The sequence below is a fragment of the Alteromonas mediterranea DE genome (genome assembly GCF_000020585.3).
Lineage (GTDB): Bacteria > Pseudomonadota > Gammaproteobacteria > Enterobacterales > Alteromonadaceae > Alteromonas > Alteromonas mediterranea.
Genome location: NC_011138.3, coordinates 1,850,230 through 1,872,046, shown reverse-complemented (window position 1 = coordinate 1,872,046; position 21,817 = coordinate 1,850,230). Strand labels below are relative to the sequence as shown.

Sequence of the window (21,817 nt, the reverse complement as noted above, 5' to 3'; positions counted from 1 at the left end):
AAAAAAACACTACGACTTTAGGGCATGTTGCTGCTTGTTTTGCAGTTTCTATATAAAACAGGCTCAGATGAGTAAATAGGTAGCGATAGATACACGAATGTCAAATGACGAAAACGCGAACCATAGCACGAAGCATGTAACGACATTAAGAGAAAATTAATTAGTAGAAATAAGAGATTTAGTGCGTTGTTCCCCAGGAGGGGGAATAGACTGCATAGAAAGCTTATCNATTAATGGCGGAGCGGACGGGACTCGAACCCGCGACCCCCGGCGTGACAGGCCGGTATTCTAACCAACTGAACTACCGCTCCGCATAATGGGAAGTGCGCTTTATTCGATTAATGGCGGAGCGGACGGGACTCGAACCCGCGACCCCCGGCGTGACAGGCCGGTATTCTAACCAACTGAACTACCGCTCCACATAATCGAGATTGCGCTGTATAACTAAATGGCGGAGCGGACGGGACTCGAACCCGCGACCCCCGGCGTGACAGGCCGGTATTCTAANCNACTNNACTANNGNNCNANNTCNNNCNNNGTNNNCNGNGANNNNACNTTGGCTGATGTTGCCCTGTCCCCTGACTGCGGCGCAGATAATACGTATTCCCCCATGTGGAGTCAACGCTTTTTATTAATAAAATTGTCATCTGCGGTTTGTTTGCCTGTTAAATAGGCATTATGTCGAAATAAAATTCAAACTGAACAAATTAGCGACGCTATTTCATCGTATAACAACGAACGGCCTACGCGTCGTCTGATTTTTTACCTCGTTTAAAAATACCTAGCAGCTTACTGATGCCCTTTGGCGCAGTTTCCATGGTGAGATCCGCCTCAGTGAGCTGCTGCTTCTGCTGAGTCGTCTGTTTTTTAGCGGTTTGAGTAGCTTGTGGTGAAGAAGAGCGCTTGCGCACAATAATAATAACAACCGCTGCTATCACACCAATCAATATAATTGAGCCGTTTACCACTACCAAAATTAGCGTAAGCGTTCCCTCGTCCATGTCCTCTTCGGAAAGAGCGGACTGCGTGTTAATCGCGTTAGACTCTATGGGTGCCATCATCGGTGCACTGCCATCTACAATAGGATCTTCGCCGTTTATTAATGGGTCCTCGACTTCAGGCTCAATGGGCCCATCTGCCACGAAGCTAAATTCTGGTACGTCTAAAATGAAGTCCCTTCCATCCACGGTAGAGCCATAGGCAGTGACTTTTACTCTGAAAATACCCTCTTCATAGGCCACTATTAGGTGTTCGCGAGCCTCTGCCCCTCCCTCGGTAAGCGAGAAGTTTTGCATGTCCGCGTTAGGAAATTTTACCTTGCCATCTACCAGTAAAGATTCGATATCAACCAGCTCGCGATTCACATCAATAATAATTTTGTGATAGCCCTCACCGCCTCCATCCATTTCTACATCAATAGTGACCGGGTTATCATGAAGAACAATGGGCGCACCTTCTTGCTCTCGCGTATACATAGGCGTGCTAACCCTAAAAATTGGTTTCCATTCACCGGCAGCAATTTTTAAGTTGAACTGCCCTGTAAATACCCCATCACCCGGTCGTTCATCCATTCCCCTGCCATCATCTTTAAATGTAGCGATGGTTTGATCGCCAGTTCCAAAATTACCAAAGTTAGGATTGTTAGTGCTTTTAAATTCAATATCTAACTCCACCACATCCCTAAAGCGCTTATTTTCAATAGGTTTACCATTATTGGTTAGGTACGCAGTTGACTTTAAAATTTCGCCCGAGAACAAGACATTAGGTAAGGGGTCGGCATGGAGTTCTACATTAGATAGCACCATAATGCGGCTTTCTGGCAGTACTTGTCCCACCGCTTGCCACGGCCCGGGGACGGGGTTCCTTATGGTTATCATGTCGAAGGTATCGGCATCAAACCACTGTACCTTGTCTTCATCTACTCTGCCCTGAAAAAGCTTAGAGCCGTCTGGGCGCACTAACACAACTGGCGCAGATCCATACTCACGGAAAAAAACCATCGTAATTTCCTCCACGTTATAGTCTACGCGGAAGCGGTTCTGTAAAAGCTTGATAGAATTCGTATAGTTATCGCCTAAGTCAGTAAGCGGTGAGGTATCGATTGACGGGTTTTGCGCTTGGGTATCTTGAACGGCACTATCAGCGACTTGGCGCGCAGCGTCTCGTTCATCTTCCTGAGATTGCGCAGTAGCGCCAGTGTGAATAAACGATGATAATAATATTACCCAATAAAACCACACTCTCACGCTACGCTGCTCCTGCACTAAATTGTTCTGTTATATCGCTTTGCTAAAACGGGTTGTCGATGAAAAGTTTAAGACACCTCGTCAACATTAGGGCGCCACAAACATTTTCCACCCGCCTTTTCAACAATGTCTAGACGAGCTTCGTGTTGTGTTAACTCATCGGCGGACGCTTTGATAACCTTTAATTTATTTGTTTTGCGCTGCACTCGTCTGATTGCGGTGGAGTCAGTTTCACTACCACCTGATGATGCAAGTTTTAACTTAGTCTGACCGCCGGTCATCAAGAGATAAACGTCGGCTAATATCTCTGCATCCAGCAGCGCGCCGTGGAGCGTACGGTGGCTGTTGTCTATGCCGTAGCGTTTACATAGTGCATCAAGATTATTTTTCTGGCCCGGGTGCATTTGTCGAGCGAGGGTAAGCGTATCGAGCACATCACAAATTTGATTGGTGATAACCCCTTTAGTCGACGGCTCCATGCCAAATTCATGGTCCATAAACCCGACGTCAAACGGGGCGTTGTGAATAACTAACTGCGCCCCTTTTATAAAGTTCACGAACTCTTGTGCAACCTGCGCAAACGTTGGTTTATCGGTAAGAAACTCATTCGTAATGCCGTGAACTTCGATAGCCTCTTGTTCTATATGCCGGCCTGGGTTGATATACACATGGAAGTGATTCCCCGTTAACCGGCGGTTCACGACTTCAACACAGCCAATTTCGATAATACGGTGGCCTTCTTTGGGATCAATACCAGTGGTTTCAGTATCGAGTACAATTTGGCGCATGGAACCTCTACTATAATTACGCTTTCATTTTTTGATAGTATATCAACCCCTTCGCAATCCGCTAAGGGAAATGACAAGATAAATTAAAGGAAGTGCTGTGGCGCAAAAGACCATTCATATTTATACCGACGGCTCCTGTCTAGGCAACCCAGGCCCTGGTGGGTATGGTGCTGTATTAATTTATAAACAGCATAAGAAAGAGCTAAGCGACGGATTTGCGCATACCACAAATAACCGCATGGAGTTGCTGGCCCCTATCGAAGCGCTAAACAGCCTGACTGAGCCTTGTGCGGTAGAACTCACTACCGACAGCCAGTATGTAAAAAATGGGATTAACCAATGGATCCATAACTGGCGCAAAAACGGTTGGCGTACGTCTGATAAAAAGCCAGTGAAAAATGCCGATTTATGGCAACGGTTAGATGAAGCAGTGAAAAAGCATCAAGTGAATTGGCACTGGGTAAAAGGCCACTCGGGGCACCCCGAAAATGAACGCTGCGATGAGCTTGCTCGCGGGGCCGCCGAAGCGAAACCAACTCAAATCGATGAAGGTTTTGTTGGCAACTAATGCACAGAAATAACGCTAACAATACATAGGCAATGAACTGGGCGCGCAACGCGATGCGCGCCTAACTTAATCGCTCTACCAAGAAACCACCAGCTTGCCTTGTGTGTCATTGTTTTCTAAGCGCCCATGAGGTTTATCTATATCTTTAATACTGTAATGCGTATCAATATTTACCGTTAACTCTTTGCTCTCAAACGCGGGTATACACGCCGTTGCGAACTCACCAATGAGGTTGGCTTTGTATTCATCACTGCGGTTGCGCAATGTAGTGCCAATAATTGACGCTCGCTTACCAAGCAACATCGCCATATCAAGATTATCCGCATAGCGGCCCGCGAGCATGGCAAGGTAAACCACGCTGCCATCTCGTTTCAGTACCTGTAAGTTGCGATTTAAGTAGTCGCCACCCACCATATCTAGCACCATATCAACGCCTTCAGGCCATGCTTTTTTAAGCACCTCATCAAACGCTTGCTGTTTATAGTTTATAAGTTGTTCTGCGCCATTTTTTTCGCACAACGACAGCTTCTCTTGGCTTGATGCGGTTACCGCACTGTGTACACCCCAGTAACGACACAATTGCGTGGCGGCAAGGCCAACCCCACTCGCACCACCGTGGATCAATGCTCGCTGGGCCGGTTTAATGTGGGCTATCGTGCGTAAGCATTGAAACGCAGTGAGAAATACTTCAGTAAGACCGGCAGCTTCAAAAAACGGCATGCCCTGTGGAATGCGCATTAGGTGAGCAGGGTTGACCAGTGCTTCCGTTGCGTAACCGCCACCTGCTACTAAGCCACATACTCTATCCCCTTCTTTAAAGGTACTGACATCGCTTGCAACTTCAGACACGACACCAGCCACTTCCAACCCCAAAATCTCGCTTTCACCTGGCGGTGGTGGATAGTTACCTTGCCGTTGCAAGGTATCGGCGCGGTTAACACCGAACGCTTTTACCTCTACCTTTACTTTACCCGCCGTTAATGAATAACCCGCTTGCTCTTTTACCGTTAGCTCATCAGGTTTGCATCCTTTTGCGAAATCTACGTAGTGCATAGCTTTTTTGTATCCCTTAAATAAATATTTCAATACGCGAAAATCTTTTATTCAGTTTGGGTTTCTTTACTGTTTATTCAACACAGAACATACGAAATTGCGTATAATCGCGCCCATTCGCAATACTGTTTAACTAAATACGAGAGCCTACATGTCAGCACAGGTCATATTACAACCCTCCAGAGATAAATCACTTCGCCGTAAACACCCCTGGGTTTTTGAAAGCGCAGTAGCTGAATTGAAAGGCCGTGCTCGCATTGGCGATACAGTAGATGTGTTTGATGACGAAGGCGACTGGCTCGGTAGAGGGGCCTATTCACCTCATTCTAAGATTCGTGTTCGTATGTGGACGTTCAAAAAAGACGAGAGCATCGACAATGGCTTTTTCTTGCGGCGATTAGAAACAGCCTTAGCTTTACGTAAGCGCTTGTTCGACCCAAATAAAACCAATGCATTTCGCTGGATAGCCTCTGAAAGCGATGGCCTTCCAGGTGTAACTATTGACCTTTACGACAATGTGGCAGTCGTACAATTGCTTAGCGCTGGCGGGGAAAAGCACAGAGATAAAATAGTGTGGGCCATCACCAAACTTATGCCAGACGTTCATGTGTATGAACGAAGCGATGTAGATGTGCGTAAAAAAGAGGGCCTTGAGCCTGTTACCGGCGTGCTTCACGGCCAGCCACCTACGCAAGTTACTGTGAAAGAAAATGGCATTAACATTGTGGTAGACATAGAAAGTGGTCACAAAACTGGTTTTTACTTGGATCAGCGAGACAGTCGCGCTGCGGCCGCGCACTATGCAAAAGACGCAGATGTGCTTAACTGTTTTAGCTACACAGGCACCTTTTCTTGCTATGCCCTCTCTGGCGGCGCGAAGTCGGTTACCAATGTAGATGTATCGCAGCCTGCCCTTGATTTAGCCAAGCACCACGTGGCAATAAATGGTTTTGATGACAAGCGCACGCAGTATCTTAACAAAGACGTATTTAAAGCGTTGCGTGAATATCACGAGCAAAATAAACAGTTTGATATGGTTATTCTTGACCCGCCAAAATTTGTTGATAACAAAGCCTCACTAAACCGCGCTGCTCGTGGCTATAAGGACATCAACATGTACGGTATCCACGCGGTAAAATCCGGTGGATTATTGCTAACATTTAGCTGTTCTGGCCTTATGCCGGCCGATCTTTTTCAAAAAGTAGTGGCTGATGCCGCGCTCGATGCGGGCCGTACGATAAAAATTATTGCCCGACTTAATCAAGCGTCGGACCACCCTATCATCGGTAGTTACCCAGAAGGATACTATTTAAAAGGCTTGGTTTGTGAAGTAACAGACGACTGACAAAATCAAAAGCGCCTGTGTGAATGACATACAGGCGCTTTTTAGTATTTATTTAAAGAAAGTCTTTTTAAGCCAGCGTTTTTATTCGTTAACCGCGCTCATGAAGCAAATGAGATATCTTGGTTTCTTCGCACTGGCGCCGATGTTTCAGACGCTAATTCCGTTGTCGCCCCTTCTTTACGCGCTTCAATTTTTTTCCACACCATTTCGTGGAAGTAAAACGCAACAGTATTTATTGCGGGTTCTACAAGTGCCACAGCGCCACCTACAACCACACTACCTGTTAATAGGTAAGCTACAGTGAACGCGACCGCAAAGTGCATAACAGCAAAGGTAATCGTCTTTTTCATAATAATAACTCTCTTTAAAAAATAAAATATGGTTGCTTGCGCAGTAATGAGAATTATTATCAATTAGAGCATAAATTGAAAATAGAAAAAAGCGAACGGTCTGTTCAATTTAATTAATAAGAGAGGACAGCGTGATTTTTATGCTCAATGTTGGACTAGGGTTTTAACACAAACACACTAAGCTAAGAGGCATTTTGTAGAAGAAAAAGCCTGCCGGGTTTAACCTGCTTTAAGGCGAAGTTACGGCTTCGCCCCATTGCTTATATCACGCTATTTCATTTGAGAAATTTCAACACCGATAATGCAGCTTGACTCCGATTCCGGCTCACAGCGTACCACCGTTGCTAACGCAGCAAGAGAAGGGATTTGTGAACTAGAGGATTCAATAGCGACGCTTACTTGCGTACCTACCTCGATAGAAGGCTCATCAACTTCTAACGACATTCCCGTTGCGCTAATATCTTTGCACATTGCCTGCAAGGTTCGGCTCGACTCATCATCAGTTATTTGCAACTGACACGGCGAATTTACCATCATCCTGAAAAAATTTCGCTTATCGTCGTATCCCAACATGTCTACTTCTCCTGATTTTTAGCATTACGCTGACGACTACCCTTGTTGTTATAGGGTGATGCTGATAACTTGTCAATCAAACTGTATGATATTTGACCGCCAAAACTAAAAAGTAGTCTTTCGTTTAACTTTTCTCTTATACAGTGTTCATATTAACTGTAGTCAAAATTAGAAAAATTACCTTAGCCTTCTACTTTATAAGGCCACAACGCGTATTTTTGCTAATACTCTGCTAAATGCAGTGTGATGCGTTTCGCTGATATGGGATACGCCGTACCCAGTTGCTGTGCAAACAGTGAAACACGCAGTTCTTCTATCATCCAACGTACGTCTAATAGCGCTTGCGGCACTTTACCCTTAGGGTATTTACTACAGGTTTTTTCCCATTCTTTCGTCGATTTTTCCACCGTTACCTGATGCATTCTGTCTTTGTTAGGATCAATGGGTAGTTTTTCTAGTCGTCTTGCCAACCCTTTGATGTAACGATTCCAATCATCAAGTCTTGCTTCACCTATTTGTGAGACAAAGCCTGGAAATACTAATTGCGCCAGATGCGCTTTACAGTCGCCTAGCGCATTGATCATGGTTAATGGCACATTGCCTTTCATTTGCTTTTGGCATTGATGAGCAAGCGTGAGCCCCTGCTCTACTTGTTTAGCAATTTCAAGCACCTTATCGTTAATGCTTGCCCGGGCAATATCTAGACAGGCTTCGAAGTCGGCCTTGTTGCGAATATCGGTTTTATTCGCTTCGCAGTAGTCTGTCACAATGGCATCGATACCCGCAAAAATACAATCGTCAATTAACGCTTTAACTTGGCCAAACGGGTTAAAATAAAGGCCTAGTTTTGCTTTATTGGGCAGTTTACTCTGTAAGTAATTAAGCGGCGATGGCATGGCATTTTTAATTAATACATTCACGCCTTGTTTGTGTAAGGCTTGCGCTTTATCCGCTTCCTCTATAAGCGCAATATCAACTTTATCGCCCTTTTCAACCAACGCAGGGAATGCTTGTACTTCAAACCCGCCCACCTTCTGCACAAAAGTTTCGGGCAAGCTTTCAAAGTCCCACTGCTCTATGTTGCTGCGTTCTAACTCGGGCGTTGCCGCTTTTTCAAAGGTTTGTTTTACCTGCCCTGCACACTGCTGTTTAAGGGCGTGTAGGTCGTCACCCTTTGCAATATCGTCCCCGTTGTCGTTCACCACTGCGAAATGCATTTTTAAATGCTTATCAAGCTGGGCTAGGTTCCACTCATCGCTTTCAATAATGACGCCTGTCATTTTGCGAAGCTTATCGGTTACGGCTTCAAGCAAGGGCACAGGCCGGTTGTTTTTGTCCGTTTCACTGATATCAGCTAGACAGGCCTCGGCGAAATTAGGAGCTGGTACAAAGTTACGGCGCAAGCGTTTGGGCAGGGCCTTGATTAACCCTACAATTAAGTCGTGTCTTAACCCCGGTACTAACCAATCGAAACCAATGTTATCGACCTGGTTTAATACGGGTAGCGGGATCACTACAGTCACCCCGTCATCGACAGCGTTTGGCTCAAAATTATAGCGCAGCGGCAGTGTAATATTGCCCTGTCGCCATACGTCGGGAAATGCATTGGCCACTGACTGACCTGGCTGCTGACGATAAACATCCTCTTCCTTAAACGTTAGGCTGTCGTTGCTGCCGTGCTGTCTGAACCACTTCTTAAAAGCCGCATCGTTGTTTGCCTCAAGTGGGATACGTTTGGCGTAAAAGCTCACAAGCTCTTCGTCATCCACAATCAAATCGCGACGACGGGTCTTTTGCTCAAATTCATCCGCTTGCTCTAGTAGCGCCTGATTCTCCTCAAGGAAGCTGTAGTTTAGCTTAGTATTACCTTCAACCAGGGCTTCACGAATAAACAACTCGTGGCAAATTGGTGGGTCGATTAGGCTGTACACCTTGGCCCGCTTCATGACTATCGGCAGACCAAACAGCGTAACTTTTTCAAAGGCGATAACCGCACCGCGCTTTTTAGACCAGTGAGGCTCTGAGTAGCTTCGCTGTACCACGTGCTCGGCTAAAGGCTCTACCCAGGTAGGGTCAATTTTTGCCACCATGCGCGCAAACAATTTAGAGGTTTCCACCAGCTCTGCCGCCATGACCCACTTTGGCTGCGACTTCGACAAACCTGACCCTGGAAAGATTAAAAAGCGAGAGTTACGCGACCCCATATACTCGCGCTCTTTATCTTTAAAGCCCATATGTGAAAGCAGGCCGCTGGCGATAGCTTGGTGAATAGATTGATAATCCGCTTCTTGCTTTGAAATACCAAAGCCAAGCTCGGCAATCGACTTTTTAAGCTGGCTAACAATGTCTTGCCATTCGCGCATACGTAGGTAGTTGATAAACTGCTGCTTACACCATTTGCGCAGCTGGTTTTGGCTTGACGCATTTTGCTGCTCTCTAAACGCTACCCACACGTTGTAAAGGCTAATAAAGTCAGAGTCTTTATCTTGATATTCACTGTGCTTTTCGTCAGCTTGCTGGCGCTTTTCCTGAGGGCGCTCTCGCGGGTCTTGAATCGACAAGCCCGCAGCAATAACCATGACTTCACTAAGCGCATTCGTTCGCTCAGCTTCAATCACCATGCGTGCATAACGCGGGTCAATGGGCAGCCTAGCTATCTGTCTGCCAAGTGGCGTAAGCTGCATTTTCCCTTTTTGTTTACCTTTCCCTTTACCAATTGCCTGAATTTCCTCAAGCAAGCGAAAACCATCGTTAATATTGCGGTTGTCGGGTGGCTGAACAAATGGAAACGCAGCAATATCGCCTAGCCCCAACGCTAACATTTGCAAAATGACTGATGCTAAATTCGTACGCAGAATTTCAGGGTCAGTAAACTCCGGACGACCAAGGTAGTCATCTTCGCTGTACAAGCGAATACAAATACCGTCTGAAACACGGCCGCATCGCCCTGCCCGCTGATTCGCAGAGGCCTGCGAAATAGGCTCTATCGGCAGCCGCTGCACTTTACTTCTTGCACTGTATCGCGAAATACGGGCGAAACCAGGGTCGATAACATACTTAATACCAGGCACCGTTAACGACGTTTCAGCCACGTTCGTAGCAAGCACAATGCGCCTGCCGCTATGGGACTGAAAAATGCGGTTTTGCTCGGCGGCGGATAGCCGCGCATAAAGAGGCACGATTTCAGTATTGCGATAATGCTGCTTACTGAGCGCATCTTGGGTGTCTCTTATTTCACGTTCGCCACTTAAAAATACTAAGATATCGCCTGGCGCTTCACGCATAAGCTCGTCAACGGCATGAATAATAGCATCGCTTTGATCGCGATCTTCATCAAAGTCTTCAGGGGCGTGATAGCGAACCTCAACTGGATAAGTCCGGCCACTTACTTCAATAATAGGTGCGTTATTAAAATGCTTAGAGAACCGCTCTGGGTCGATGGTCGCTGAGGTGATGATAAGCTTGAGATCAGGGCGCTTATGTAACAGCTGTCTAAGATAGCCGAGCAAAAAGTCGATATTTAAGCTTCGTTCGTGGGCTTCATCGATAATAATTGTATCGTATTGATTTAAAAAACGGTCTTGCTGCATTTCCGCGAGCAGCATACCGTCTGTCATTAGCTTTACATAACTGCGTTCACTCACCTGATCGCTAAAGCGAATTTTAAAGCCCACTTTTTCGCCCAATGGCGTATTAAGCTCTTCTGCAATACGGGTAGCCACACTTCTAGCAGCAAGACGACGCGGCTGCGTATGGGCAATCATGCCATTCACACCTAAACCTAGTTCTAAGCATATTTTAGGCAGCTGAGTGGTTTTACCCGAGCCAGTTTCACCCGCAACAATCACAACCTGATTGTTGGCTATGGCGTCTTTAATATCTTCTTTTTTATCGCTTACCGGTAGCGGTGGATACTCTACCTTTGGTAGGTTGGCTTTACGCCAGTTGCGCTTTTCAATTGACCCATTGATGTCTGCTTTAAGTTTTTCAAACTGCGTGCTTAAACTTTCTTCGGCCGATTTTTGTGCGTTTTTCTGACTTCCTTTATTTGCGCTATGCGACGTACTACCCCCGAGCGCTTTGCGTTTTGAAGCCTCGCTTTTGTCACCCGGTGCCGCGCCTTTAGACTCACCTAACCCCTTTGCTTTTTGTGCAAGCAGCGTAATGCGGCGCTTCAAGCGAAACTTATCGGCGCTTAAACAATCATCAAGTTTATTGTAGAGGGGTTTTATCGCGATTGGTGAAGACAAAATTGCATCCTAAAGAAGATTTCTAAACATCAATAAAATTCGGGCGGTGATCCTAGAAGATACCGCCCTAAAAAGCTAGCGTTGTAAGCGTTACGAGAAATTACGCGCTTTGGGTTAGTTCATCGTCTTGTGGCGTATTAAAACGCGGAAAACCAAACCAAATCGCCGCCACGCCAAACACAAAGATCAGCATGGGATACCAGCAGTACGGCGTAATTGCCAAGGGCGAAATACCGACTACCGCGGCAGCGCTTAACAATTGCGCGCCATACGGCACCAAACCTTGAAAACTACACGAAAATATATCTAAAAGCGATGCAGTACGTCGGGGGTCTACGCCATACTTTTCATTGAGGTCTTTTGCAATGGGGCCTGCGGTGACAATGGCGATGGTATTATTGGCAGTGGTTATGTCTAAGAAACTAACCAGCCCTGCAATACTAAACTCAGCCCCTTTTTTTGAAGTAACTCGGCGGGTTAGACGTTCAATTAACCACGTAATGCCGCCGTTGGCGTGCATCAGTGCCACAATACCGCCTATGGTTATAGCTATCATGGCAAGGTCTTGCATCCAGCCCATGCCCTTTTGAATACTCTGCATCATTGAAAGCATGGTAAAGCTGCCTTGTACCAACCCAACCACACAGGCACTTGCAATGCCGACAGCTAGCACGCTGATAACGTTAAAGCCTGTAAGCGCGAACGCAATAATACACAGGTACGGTACTATGCGCCAAAAATCATAGCTACCACCTTCAACAATGCCCGATGTGTCTACATCAACCATAAGCAAAAGCGCCATAGTGACGATACACGCAGGCACGGCCACCATCAGGTTTGCGCGGAATTTATCTTTCAACTGCACCCCTTGAGTGCGGGTTGCAGCAATGGTGGTGTCTGAGACAAAGGATAAGTTATCGCCGAACATGGCACCGCCAACCACAATCCCTAATGCCATTTCTATCGGCAGCCCTAAATTCGTCGCAAGGCCTGCCCCAATAGGTGATAGTGCAGTGATAGTGCCCATTGACGTTCCCATAGAGAACGAAATAAAGCAGCATATAAGAAACAAGCCTGGCAGAATTAACGCTGATGGCACAAATTGAAGGGCCATGTTCACCGTGGCATCGCGCGCTCCGATATCTATCGTGACCGCGTAAAACGCCCCAGCTAGCAAAAAGATTAACACCAAAAGAATAATGTTTTTATCGCCGCCTCCCTGACAAAAGGTTTGCACTTTTTCAGAAAAGCTCACCTTTTTACCCTTGGGGTTAAGGCATAGACCATAGCCAGCACTGATAAAAAATGCCACTAATATCGGCATTGCAGTTATATCGTTGTTTGTTACCCCCGTAACCACAACAAGAACCACGAAGAGTAGTATTGGCGTTAGACCCATAGGGTTAGGTAATACAGAATTTGGTGCAGTAGCGTTATTTTCGCGCACAGAAAACTCTCTTTTGATTTTATGACTTATCTACAAATGATTAGCGACGACGCTAGAGCCTTTAATATAGACTCAATGTGTTTAGGCAATCACGTAAGTTAAACACGTCAGACCGCTAAATATATATTTCACTACCGTCTAAGCGTGTTTTACGTGAGTGGTGTAACCTGCATATAGCATGCATTTGTATGCTTTTACGTGATAAAAAACATAAGCGAAAGAGGATAAAAGGTTTTAACGCTATTGAAAAGGGAATTACACAGGTTTACACCACTTAGGCATTAGAAAGTCTAAGTTCACTTGGCGTCTTTCCTGTCAGCCGCTTAACCGTACGGCGAAAGTTAGGTAAATCGTTTATACCCATTTGTCGTGCTGCCTCTTCATTGTTTGCTTTATGCACAGACAGCAAAACTAAGGCATAGTTGCGCCATACTTCTTCTGACAGCTGTCGATAGCTGGTATTGAACTCCTTTAATTTACGTTTGAGCGTAGCTGGGCTAATCGCTAACTTTTCAGCAAGTTCAGGCAATGCACTCCCCATATTGTGAGCGCTTATGGTTTGATACACATGGCACCTAACATAATCGGGAAGCGAGATAAGAGGATAGCGTTCGAAAAGGCGATACCGCCCTAACTCTTTGTCAGTAACCATGTTTGGTGAGTGAATAACAGGTGTGGACATGGGTTCATCCAGGGCATGCTTTTCAATGCACATACTGTTGAAAGGGCAATTAAACGCAACCTTAAGCCCTAAATGGGTTTCAAAATCAGCAATATTTTTTGGTCTGGCGCAGGTAAAGTTAAACGAAACAGAGACTCGCTGCTTTGCAATCCCTTTTAAAAGCGCCACTATGCTGGCAAAGCTTACTTCTCTTACAAATTGTGCCAGTTTAGCGCCGCCGATGGTGAGTTGAGGAATTAACATTACCTTATGGTTGGTGGTAAAGCACTGGAACTGACATAAGGGAATACTACACCACCTAAAGGTTTGCTGGTGAACAAGGTGGGTCAGTAACGCTTCTAGGGTATCGCAAGTTTGCAGTACATGCATTGGACTATGTAACCACTGAGCAGCCAACGCACTTCCCAGCAAAAAGCTCACATCTGCCCCTTTCGTTTGACTTTGCACGTTGGTAAGCAATAAATGATATTGCTTAATGCTTATCAAAGAATCAGGCTCTAGTGCATCTTCAAATATCCCTGTACCTCTGAATAATTTATGTTTATTCGCACCACGATTAAGTGCCACATCAAGCACGGCTTTAACCAGCCAATAGCCAGCAATAACCTTATCATGCGTAGACTGCACAACATCGGTACTAGCGAAGACACCCACACTACCTGCATCAACACCCTCTCTTACAGAGACACCCACACTATCTGCACCAACACCTTCTCTTACAGAGACACCCACGCTACCTGTACCATCACCTTCTCTTACAGAGACACCCACGCTATCTGCACCAACACCTTCTCTTACAGAGACACCCACCCCAACATGTTTTTTTGCATGGACACCCAGATCATTTAGCTCTGCAAGAGGTTTCGTTTTTTCAACAAACTTATCACCGCCCTCACCTGAATGTGACGACGCTGCTACTGTGAAATTAGATAAGCTTATTTCCATTGGGTTATAGCCGCGGTGAACATGGTCTATTCATTCATCATTAGATAGTCACGCCGCACTTTTTTGAGGGCGCTCAAGCTCTGTCAACATGGCGTTCAATACCGTAGAAAGTGTCTGATTGGGTAACAAGGTTACGTGTGTACTTCGCGCTGAAGTATAAATCGCGTTGGTGTTTAATTGATGTCTAAAGGCCAGATGCTGAATGCTCGCCTTTATCTCATCAATGATGATGTCTGCCTGTGTCGGCGATACATCCGGCAGTAAAATAGCAAAACGGTCTCCAGCATACCGACAGGCTAAATCATGTTGGCGTAAGTTCATTACCAATAGCTGGGCAATTTCGTGAAGATACCTATCGCCCTCCGTATACCCATATTGCTGGTTAAACAAAGAAAAGTTGTTGATATCTATGATGGCAAGTACAGCCGACTTATTGAATTGCTGAAGCTTTTGAATCTGCTCTTTCCAATACTCAGCACGGTAAAGCTGTGTTATGGGGTCTATTTTATCGTGATCCCGATAGTCCCATTCACGACGTCGCAACTGTAGGTTTAATGCTCTTTGCTCCAGATGCCACTGGTAAAGAGCCGCGGTCATCACCACCATTCCTACTGCGGCAGGATAGGACTCTATCATGCTTATCCAATGTGCATCATCGGGGTAACGTAAAAACTCATCTAAGAAGTCTAGTGTTGCTGAAAAAAGAAAAAAACCTAATCCGAAAACAAGGAGGCTGGTGACTTTACCAGGAGGCCTACTCGCAAGCGCTGCAAGTATCCAGGCAAGGGTCAGCAGGACAATACTTCCCTCACCCACGATATCTAAACCCGATATATCAGCGCTTTGTTTTGGGTTACCTAAAAAAAGCGCTAAAGATATGGCAATTGCAACAATGCTTACCGTGAAAGCGAGCCACCACGTGTGGTGCCTAAATTGTGTAGTATTGGTAAAGGAAAACATAGCGCCTCTTAAAAAATATCCTGCTCGTGTACACTGCAAAACGTTTTAGCTTTTCCGGTGAGCGTGGCAAGTCAAACAGACCAAGCACGTACGGTACGGCATAGCGCCGTCATCTAACTTCCAAGTAAAACGAGAGTCTTGCCTAAATATGTTCGCAGTGTCGAGGGTCAGTTTGGCTCATTAATGTGACATCTTGATGGCGAACATTCTCTATTTCTCTTTTCTATCGCTAAAACCCGATGTAAATCAACGTGATAAGGCAGGGTCAAATTAGCTCAATAAATTGATAAATCTATGGCGTTGACCCCTTGGTCTTATTACTAACATCAAATCGTCATATAACTGTCATGCAGCGTTCTTAGGGTACTCACGCATTAACTTCCTCACTAACTTAGTGCTGACTTAACACTCCTTTTGACTGCTTAATTGATTGGAAAATAAATGAAAATTAAAACCGCGTACTCTTCTCTTGCACTTGCTTGCGTAACGGCACTTGGCCTCAGCATTGCTTCTCCTGTTCTGGCGGCAGATGGCGTAATCATTGGCTCTGTAAAAGATGCCGCTAAGGCCCGAAGCTACAACGGCGCTAAAATAAAGCTTATTGAATTAGGACTTGTTACTGAGGCAGGCCGAGACGGCACTTTTCGCTTTCCCTCTATTCCTAAAGGCACTTACACGCTAGAAATTTCTTATTTAGGTGAAGATACCGTCACGCAAACCATCAAGGTGGAAGATAATGACATAGCGCGGGCCTCAGTCGAATTCGGTAGCGGTGAGACCATTGACGAGATACTGGTACGAGGGCAACGAAGCGGACAGGCAAGCGCCATTAATCAGCAGCGAGTTTCTGACCGCATATCTTCGATTGTTTCTGCAGATGCCATTGGCCAATTCCCTGACCAAAACGCAGCAGAATCGCTACAGCGCTTGCCCGGCCTCTCTATTGAACGTGACCAAGGTGAAGGTCGCTTTGTAGGGATCCGCGGTATCGATCCAAACTTAAACAATGTCACCATCAACGGGTTAAACATTCCTTCGCCTGAGTCTGGCGTGCGCTCTGTTGCCCTAGATGTCATTCCTTCAGAACTCATTCAAACACTAGAAGTATCGAAATCTGTCACACCTGATATGGATGGTGATGCCATAGGTGGTTCAGTAGCCGTTAAAAGCGTTAGTGCGTTTGACAAGGCTCGCGACACCGCAAGCGTTACTGTTCAAGCAAGCCAAAATGATTTGCGCGATGAAACCAGCCCAAAAGTATCAGGTACCTTTACCAAGAAACTTTCATCTAAATGGGGCGTTGCCGGTGCTGTTTCATATTTCGACAGAGACTTTGGTTCTGATAATGTAGAAAGCAACGGTGACGACGAACTTGAACAGCGCCACTACACCATTACACGGGAGCGTTTAGGTAGTGCGTTGAACATAGATTTTCGCCCTGACTTCAACAACCAATATTTCTTACGCACCTTATACAGTGAATTTTCTGATGATGAATATCGCCAAGGCAATATCTTCACCTTTGACGGCGAAGATTCGGAAATTGAAAGAGAAAGTAAAGATCGTTTTGAAAGCCAAAGTATCTTCACGGTCGCATTAGGCGGTGAACACCAGCTAGATACATGGGAAGCGAACTGGCAGCTAGGCTACGCAAAATCTGACGAAGATGAACCTGACGCTTTGTACTATATATTTAAAACAGAGAATGACAGCATTGATGCCGACTTAAACACCATGCGCCCTACTGTTTCACAGAATGCTGATGCCATGGATTTGTCGACCTATGAAGTAGATGAAATAAGCTTTGAAGATAACTACACCAAAGATACCGAAACCAGCATCAAATTTGATGCGGCGCGCCCTATTAATGTAGGTGGCTACATCGGTGAATTAAAATTTGGTTCAAAATACCGCAGCCGAGAGAAAGACCGAGACAGCAGTATTACTATTTTCGATGGTGACTTTGATGACCTAGATGCCGCTCAATTTGGCGCAGCAAGCCCAGATTATTCACTCGACAATTTCGGTCCAGGGCTTAACCGAGGCGTAATGCGCAGTTATTTTAACGATAACCGTGAGGGCCTTGAGGTTGATAGTCTAAACTCAGACGTTGAATCTCGCGGTGCTACGTACGTAAACGAAGAAGACATCTTTGCCGCTTATATCATGGGCAGCGTAGATATTGAAAAGCTTCACTTGGTCGCTGGTGTTCGCTACGAGCGTACTGACTTTTCAACTTCGGGCATGCGCGTAGAGCTTGTTGAAAACGAGCAAACTGACGTAGAAGAAGTGGTGAATACGCCTTGGGAAGCGGAGCGTGACTATGATCACTGGCTACCTAGCGTGAACGCTAGATACACATTTTCTGACAAGCTACAGCTTCGCGCTGCTTACACTCAAACCATTTCTAGACCTAAGTTTGAAGATGTCGCAGCATTTCAAATAATCGAAAGCAAAACAGAAGAAGACGATGGTGTATTTGTTACTGAACGCGAAGCAGAAGTCGGTAACCCAGAGCTTCAGCCTTACGAAGCTCAGAACGTTGACTTATCTCTTGAATACTACCCTGGCGACGTTGGCGTCATTTCAGCCGGTCTTTTTTATAAGAATATCGATAATTTCGTTGTTTATGCCGATGTTGCAGGTACCGCGGGCTGGGAAGGCTTCGAAGAGGTCATTCAACCCATCAACGGCGACTCTGCAGATTTGACCGGCTTAGAGCTCTCTTGGGTAAAAGCCTTTAACAACGGTTTTATCGTGTCTGCCAACGCTACTTTCACCGACTCTGAAGCAACCACCTTTTTGGATGGCGAGAAGTTTGAAACGCAGCTACCGAATCAGTCTGATCGCATTGGCAACTTAACCATAGGCTATGAGGCCAATGATTTTAGCGTACGACTTGCCACCACCTATAAAAGTGAAAACTTTGAAGAAATTGACGGCGATATGCTGAGATTTGAAGATGACCATGTACAAATGGACTTCATGGCACGTTACTACATTAACGACACCATGCAGGTATATTTTAACGGCATTAACTTAGGTGATGAACCTTTCTACAACTACTTCGATACGCGCAGTCAAAACGCGCAGTACGAAGAGTATGGCCGTACGTTCGAACTAGGTTTTACTTGGCAGCTAAACTAGTCACGTTAATTTGTTGTTTATAGTCAGGCGCGCAGGCCGCTAAAAAAAGCCTGCGCCACCTGTTTTAGAGAGTCTTTCATGCACGTTTTACCCACATCACCCGCTACATCAAAGCCGTCTTTCGTTACTTTGTTAACTATCATGCTTTGTTTCGCTTGTTTCTTTAACTCAGCTTGGGCGCAGGCAAAGCAACAAGGCCCCTCTCAAATCGGGCCTACGGATATTGCGCCTATCAATACGGGGCCCACCCAAACCGCCCCTTACTCGCACGCCTACTATGAAAAAACGACCATTGCAGATTTGTCGGTGCCGGATGAAGCGGTTTCCTTCTTAACGTTAGGAGACTGGGGGCGCAACGGGCACTTTTATCAAAAACACGTAGCCAAATGGCTTGATATTGCCAGCTACCAGCTAGATGCTGAATTTATCGCTACCACAGGCGATAATTTTTACGACAACGGGATAGCGTCGGTTGATGACCCGTACTGGATATCGTCTTACGAAGCCGTCTATCACCAGCCTCATCTTTTCATCAACTGGCACCCAGTACTGGGTAACCACGACTACCGCGGAAATTGGCAGGCACAAATAGACTACAGCGTAAAAAGCCGACGATGGGAAATGCCAGCTCAGTATTACAGTAAGACGTTAGCGTTAGATGACGGGGCAACGGCACTGTTGTTGTTTATCGATACCTCACCCCTTAACCCTGACTATGCGAGAGAAGCTAAATATCAAGAAGCCTATGAGCAAGGCGCCTCTGAGCAGCTTTCTTGGATAAACACAATGTTGGCACAAGACCAATATACGTGGAAAGTAGTTATTGGCCACCACCCCTTGTACTCAAGCGGTAAACGCTACGGTAAAACAAACGCGATCAAAGACGTACTTGAGCCCGTTTTTCACAAACACAACGTTAACCTATACATCGCGGGGCACGAACACGACCTACAGCACAATCAGCTAGCCGGCGATGAGTTAGTTCACGTGGTATCGGGAGGCGGCTCTGAGGTGCGCCCCGTTGGAAATTACGAATTTACTCAATTCGCTAAATCTACTGGTGGTTTTGTGAGCGTGAGCATGACGGCCAAAAGCATATTCCTTAATTACATAGACCACCAAGGGAAGAAGATTTATGCCCACACAATAGATAAGCCTAACACTGCATCTTCATCCAGCACGCTTTAAGGTAACTAATCACAATGGATAAACAAAAAATTACACGCATATACCCCACAATGGGCAAAACCTTTCTCCTTACCGGCATGCTGGCCACACTTTTTAGCTGTGCAACTGCAGACAAAGCAAGTCATCAACCACAGGCTGATATACAAGAACCTGTGTTAAAGCTCAAACAACTTACACATGGGTTTAGCCAAACGCTTTACTATCGTAGCGATAATCAACAAACAGCTTACAAAGACACCCATGCTAACGAGCAAGAAACTCCGAAGGCGTCGAACAAATCTTACAAAGACACCCATGCTAACGACAATGAAAAATTGGCCCCAGCGTTAAATGCACAAACTAACGATGACACCCACACTATTGAACTTCAGCTAAACGAACACCAAGGAATTTCAATCAGTAATAGCCAAGGAAAAGCCAGGTTTATTGCGGGTAGTTTTGTTCTTGCGAGTGCGGAAATAGCCGAGTTTGAAAATAAACAATGGGTGTCCATGGTAGTGTTTAATAACAATACGCAACACATTGAGGCATATCGACTCGTTCCTGATACCCTTGATATACAACAACAGCTTACCCAATCCGCCAAAGGCTCAGAAGCCATATGCGCGGCCGTCACTGCCCAAGGTACTCCGCATATTGTAAATATTGATGCCACGGGCACGCTCAATCAGTTCGAAATACACGATAATCAATTTTTACCGCTTCGTAATTTTGCCATAGGCTCGGGCATGAAAAGCTGTAGCCTTGATATGCATACTCACTCTATTTACTTAGCCGATGAATTTGCGGGCGTTTGGAAAGTCAATGCCGACATTGAAAGTGAGTTAGAAAAAGAATTGTTTTTTCATAACGCTAATATCGCTATCGAAGGTGTGAGCACTTTATCGAGCAACACATCACTTTTTAAAAGCAGCCTGCTGAGCTGGGTAAGCCCAAATAAAAGCGGCGTATGGTTACAAAGCCGATGCCAGACAGAATTCATAACCTTGCAGTATGACTTAGCTGGAGTACCGCAAACCATTGAGCCCGAATTTATTCATTTAGCGTTTTATGAATATGAAAAAAGCCCGCGAATTTCTGTGATAGTTGATGATGATGCCTCAGGCAATTTCTTTTCGGCAGAGCTATCTAGCGAATTAAGTGCAGCTTATTTTAACCATGGGTGTCTTTCTAAAGATAAGGAGCCGATAGCCAATGGTGAAAGCCGTTCGCCGAAGTACGCGCTTGCGCGTGTATTACCTACCGCCGAGACCCAGCCTGTGAAAAACTACGGTGACGCCGCTGACGATCCGGCTATTTGGGTAAACGCCCAGTCTCCTTCGCAAAGCCGCATACTAGGCACCGACAAAAAAGGGGCACTCAATACTTATGATCTTTCAGGTCATCAACAACAAAGCTTAGCTGTGGGAAGAGTAAATAACGTTGATGTGGGGTATAACGTAGCGATAGCCAATATGAACAACAGCGCCGAAACCACGTTTACCGATATTGCTATTGCCTCGAACCGTTCACACAATAGTTTGTCTGTCTTTGAAATAGATGAGTTTGGCGTGCTTGCTCATTTAGGTGAAATTGACACAACACTTACCGACATTTACGGCATGTGCCTGTTTGTAGAAAATGGCGTCGCTCAGGTGTTTGCTAACGATACCAGCGGTCTCTTCGAACGTTATGAAGTCTCCTTCAACAAAAATAAAAAAGCTAAAGGAACGCTTACTCAATCGTTTTCTCTACCTTCACAACCTGAGGGCTGCGTGGTAGATACTCACACCAACACAGCGTACTTTGGTGAAGAAGGTGCAGGCATTTGGTCAATGGATATTAGCTCTACTAAACACGAGCCTACTTTCGTTTCTGCAATAGCCCCACCAGTAGAGGCGGACATGGAGGGCTTGGCCCTATTTACTGTTGATGCTCAAACATACCTTATTGCATCAAGCCAAGGTAACAATAGTTATGCAATCTACAACATCAATAGTAAAAACGCCGACAAGCTTACCTTAATGGGGCTTATTCGCATTACCGCCGATATGAATCACTCAATTGACGGGGTTTCAGAAACCGATGGACTTGAAGCAACGAACGCCAACTTAGGCGGCGTTTATAGCGAAGGTCTTTGGGTAGTCCAGGATGGACGAAATGTCATGCCCTCAGACACACAAAACTTTAAGCTGGTTTCAGGTGCACGTTTAAAAGAAGCCATAAGAAATTTGGTGTCAACGAAACATTAATTAGACTAGTTATAAACCCATTAAGCGTTGAAAAGGAGGGGGTA

14 protein-coding genes and 2 tRNA genes are annotated in these 21,817 nt (G+C 45.6%); 5 read left to right on the top strand and 11 right to left on the bottom strand.

From position 1 onward, the window contains the following. Positions 1–234: 234 nt before the first annotated feature. From MADE_RS08370 to dnaQ, 4 genes are all read right to left on the bottom strand, one after another. Positions 235–311: transfer RNA gene (locus MADE_RS08370), tRNA-Asp, on the bottom strand. Between the two features lie 31 nt (positions 312–342). Beyond that, positions 343–419: transfer RNA gene (locus tag MADE_RS08365), tRNA-Asp, on the bottom strand. A 324-nt stretch (positions 420–743) separates the two neighbouring features. Further along, positions 744–2,246, bottom strand: coding sequence for a TIGR03503 family protein (locus MADE_RS08355; RefSeq protein ID WP_023559634.1), 1,503 nt, complete (start codon positions 2,244–2,246; stop codon positions 744–746). A 68-nt stretch (positions 2,247–2,314) separates the two neighbouring features. Further along, positions 2,315–3,034, bottom strand: a complete 720-nt coding sequence (gene dnaQ, locus MADE_RS08350; RefSeq protein ID WP_012518185.1) for a DNA polymerase III subunit epsilon — start codon at positions 3,032–3,034, stop codon at positions 2,315–2,317. Positions 3,035–3,131: 97 nt separating this feature from the next. Here dnaQ and rnhA point away from each other — a divergent pair, with 97 nt between their 5' ends. Beyond that, positions 3,132–3,602, top strand: a complete 471-nt coding sequence (gene rnhA, locus MADE_RS08345) for a ribonuclease HI (protein ID WP_012518184.1) — start codon at positions 3,132–3,134, stop codon at positions 3,600–3,602. Positions 3,603–3,677: 75 nt separating this feature from the next. Here the strand turns inward: rnhA and MADE_RS08340 are convergent, their stop codons facing one another. Beyond that, on the bottom strand, positions 3,678–4,655 hold the full coding sequence (locus tag MADE_RS08340) for an NAD(P)H-quinone oxidoreductase (protein ID WP_012518183.1): 978 nt from the start codon (positions 4,653–4,655) through the stop codon (positions 3,678–3,680). 151 nt (positions 4,656–4,806) lie between these two features. On the opposite strand from MADE_RS08340, the gene MADE_RS08335 reads away from it, so the two are divergent. After that, positions 4,807–6,000 carry a class I SAM-dependent rRNA methyltransferase gene (locus tag MADE_RS08335; protein WP_012518182.1) on the top strand — a complete coding sequence of 398 codons (1,194 nt, stop codon included), beginning with the start codon at positions 4,807–4,809 and terminating at the stop codon, positions 5,998–6,000. A gap of 98 nt (positions 6,001–6,098) precedes the next feature. On the opposite strand, the gene MADE_RS08330 is transcribed toward MADE_RS08335, so the two are convergent. The 6 genes from MADE_RS08330 to MADE_RS08305 form a co-directional block, all read right to left on the bottom strand. Next, entirely contained in the window at positions 6,099–6,350 is a 252-nt protein-coding gene (locus MADE_RS08330; RefSeq protein ID WP_012518181.1) for a DUF2061 domain-containing protein, read from the bottom strand. Positions 6,351–6,620: 270 nt separating this feature from the next. Next, positions 6,621–6,923: a PilZ domain-containing protein gene (locus MADE_RS08325; protein ID WP_012518180.1), complete on the bottom strand. Its 303-nt coding sequence runs from the start codon at positions 6,921–6,923 to the stop codon at positions 6,621–6,623. A 221-nt stretch (positions 6,924–7,144) separates the two neighbouring features. Beyond that, the gene (hrpA, locus tag MADE_RS08320; protein WP_012518179.1) at positions 7,145–11,173 is read right to left on the bottom strand and encodes an ATP-dependent RNA helicase HrpA; all 4,029 of its coding nucleotides are present in this window, start codon (positions 11,171–11,173) and stop codon (positions 7,145–7,147) included. A gap of 100 nt (positions 11,174–11,273) precedes the next feature. Further along, positions 11,274–12,620: a Na+/H+ antiporter NhaC family protein gene (locus tag MADE_RS08315; protein ID WP_020743406.1), complete on the bottom strand. Its 1,347-nt coding sequence runs from the start codon at positions 12,618–12,620 to the stop codon at positions 11,274–11,276. 274 nt (positions 12,621–12,894) lie between these two features. Beyond that, on the bottom strand, positions 12,895–14,247 hold the full coding sequence (locus tag MADE_RS08310) for an AraC family transcriptional regulator ligand-binding domain-containing protein (protein ID WP_012518177.1): 1,353 nt from the start codon (positions 14,245–14,247) through the stop codon (positions 12,895–12,897). Positions 14,248–14,295: 48 nt separating this feature from the next. Further along, positions 14,296–15,207 (bottom strand): diguanylate cyclase domain-containing protein, encoded by a 912-nt coding sequence (locus MADE_RS08305; RefSeq protein WP_012518176.1) that lies wholly within the window; start codon positions 15,205–15,207, stop codon positions 14,296–14,298. A gap of 441 nt (positions 15,208–15,648) precedes the next feature. Between MADE_RS08305 and MADE_RS08300 the strand changes: the two genes are divergently transcribed. The 3 genes from MADE_RS08300 to MADE_RS08290 all read left to right on the top strand — a co-directional run bounded on the left by MADE_RS08300 (position 15,649) and on the right by MADE_RS08290 (position 21,773). After that, on the top strand, positions 15,649–18,354 hold the full coding sequence (locus tag MADE_RS08300; RefSeq protein WP_012518175.1) for a TonB-dependent receptor: 2,706 nt from the start codon (positions 15,649–15,651) through the stop codon (positions 18,352–18,354). A gap of 78 nt (positions 18,355–18,432) precedes the next feature. Beyond that, the gene (locus tag MADE_RS08295) at positions 18,433–19,542 is read left to right on the top strand and encodes a metallophosphoesterase (protein ID WP_232363034.1); all 1,110 of its coding nucleotides are present in this window, start codon (positions 18,433–18,435) and stop codon (positions 19,540–19,542) included. A gap of 14 nt (positions 19,543–19,556) precedes the next feature. Then, on the top strand, positions 19,557–21,773 hold the full coding sequence (locus MADE_RS08290) for a phytase (RefSeq protein WP_012518172.1): 2,217 nt from the start codon (positions 19,557–19,559) through the stop codon (positions 21,771–21,773). Positions 21,774–21,817 lie beyond the last annotated feature (44 nt).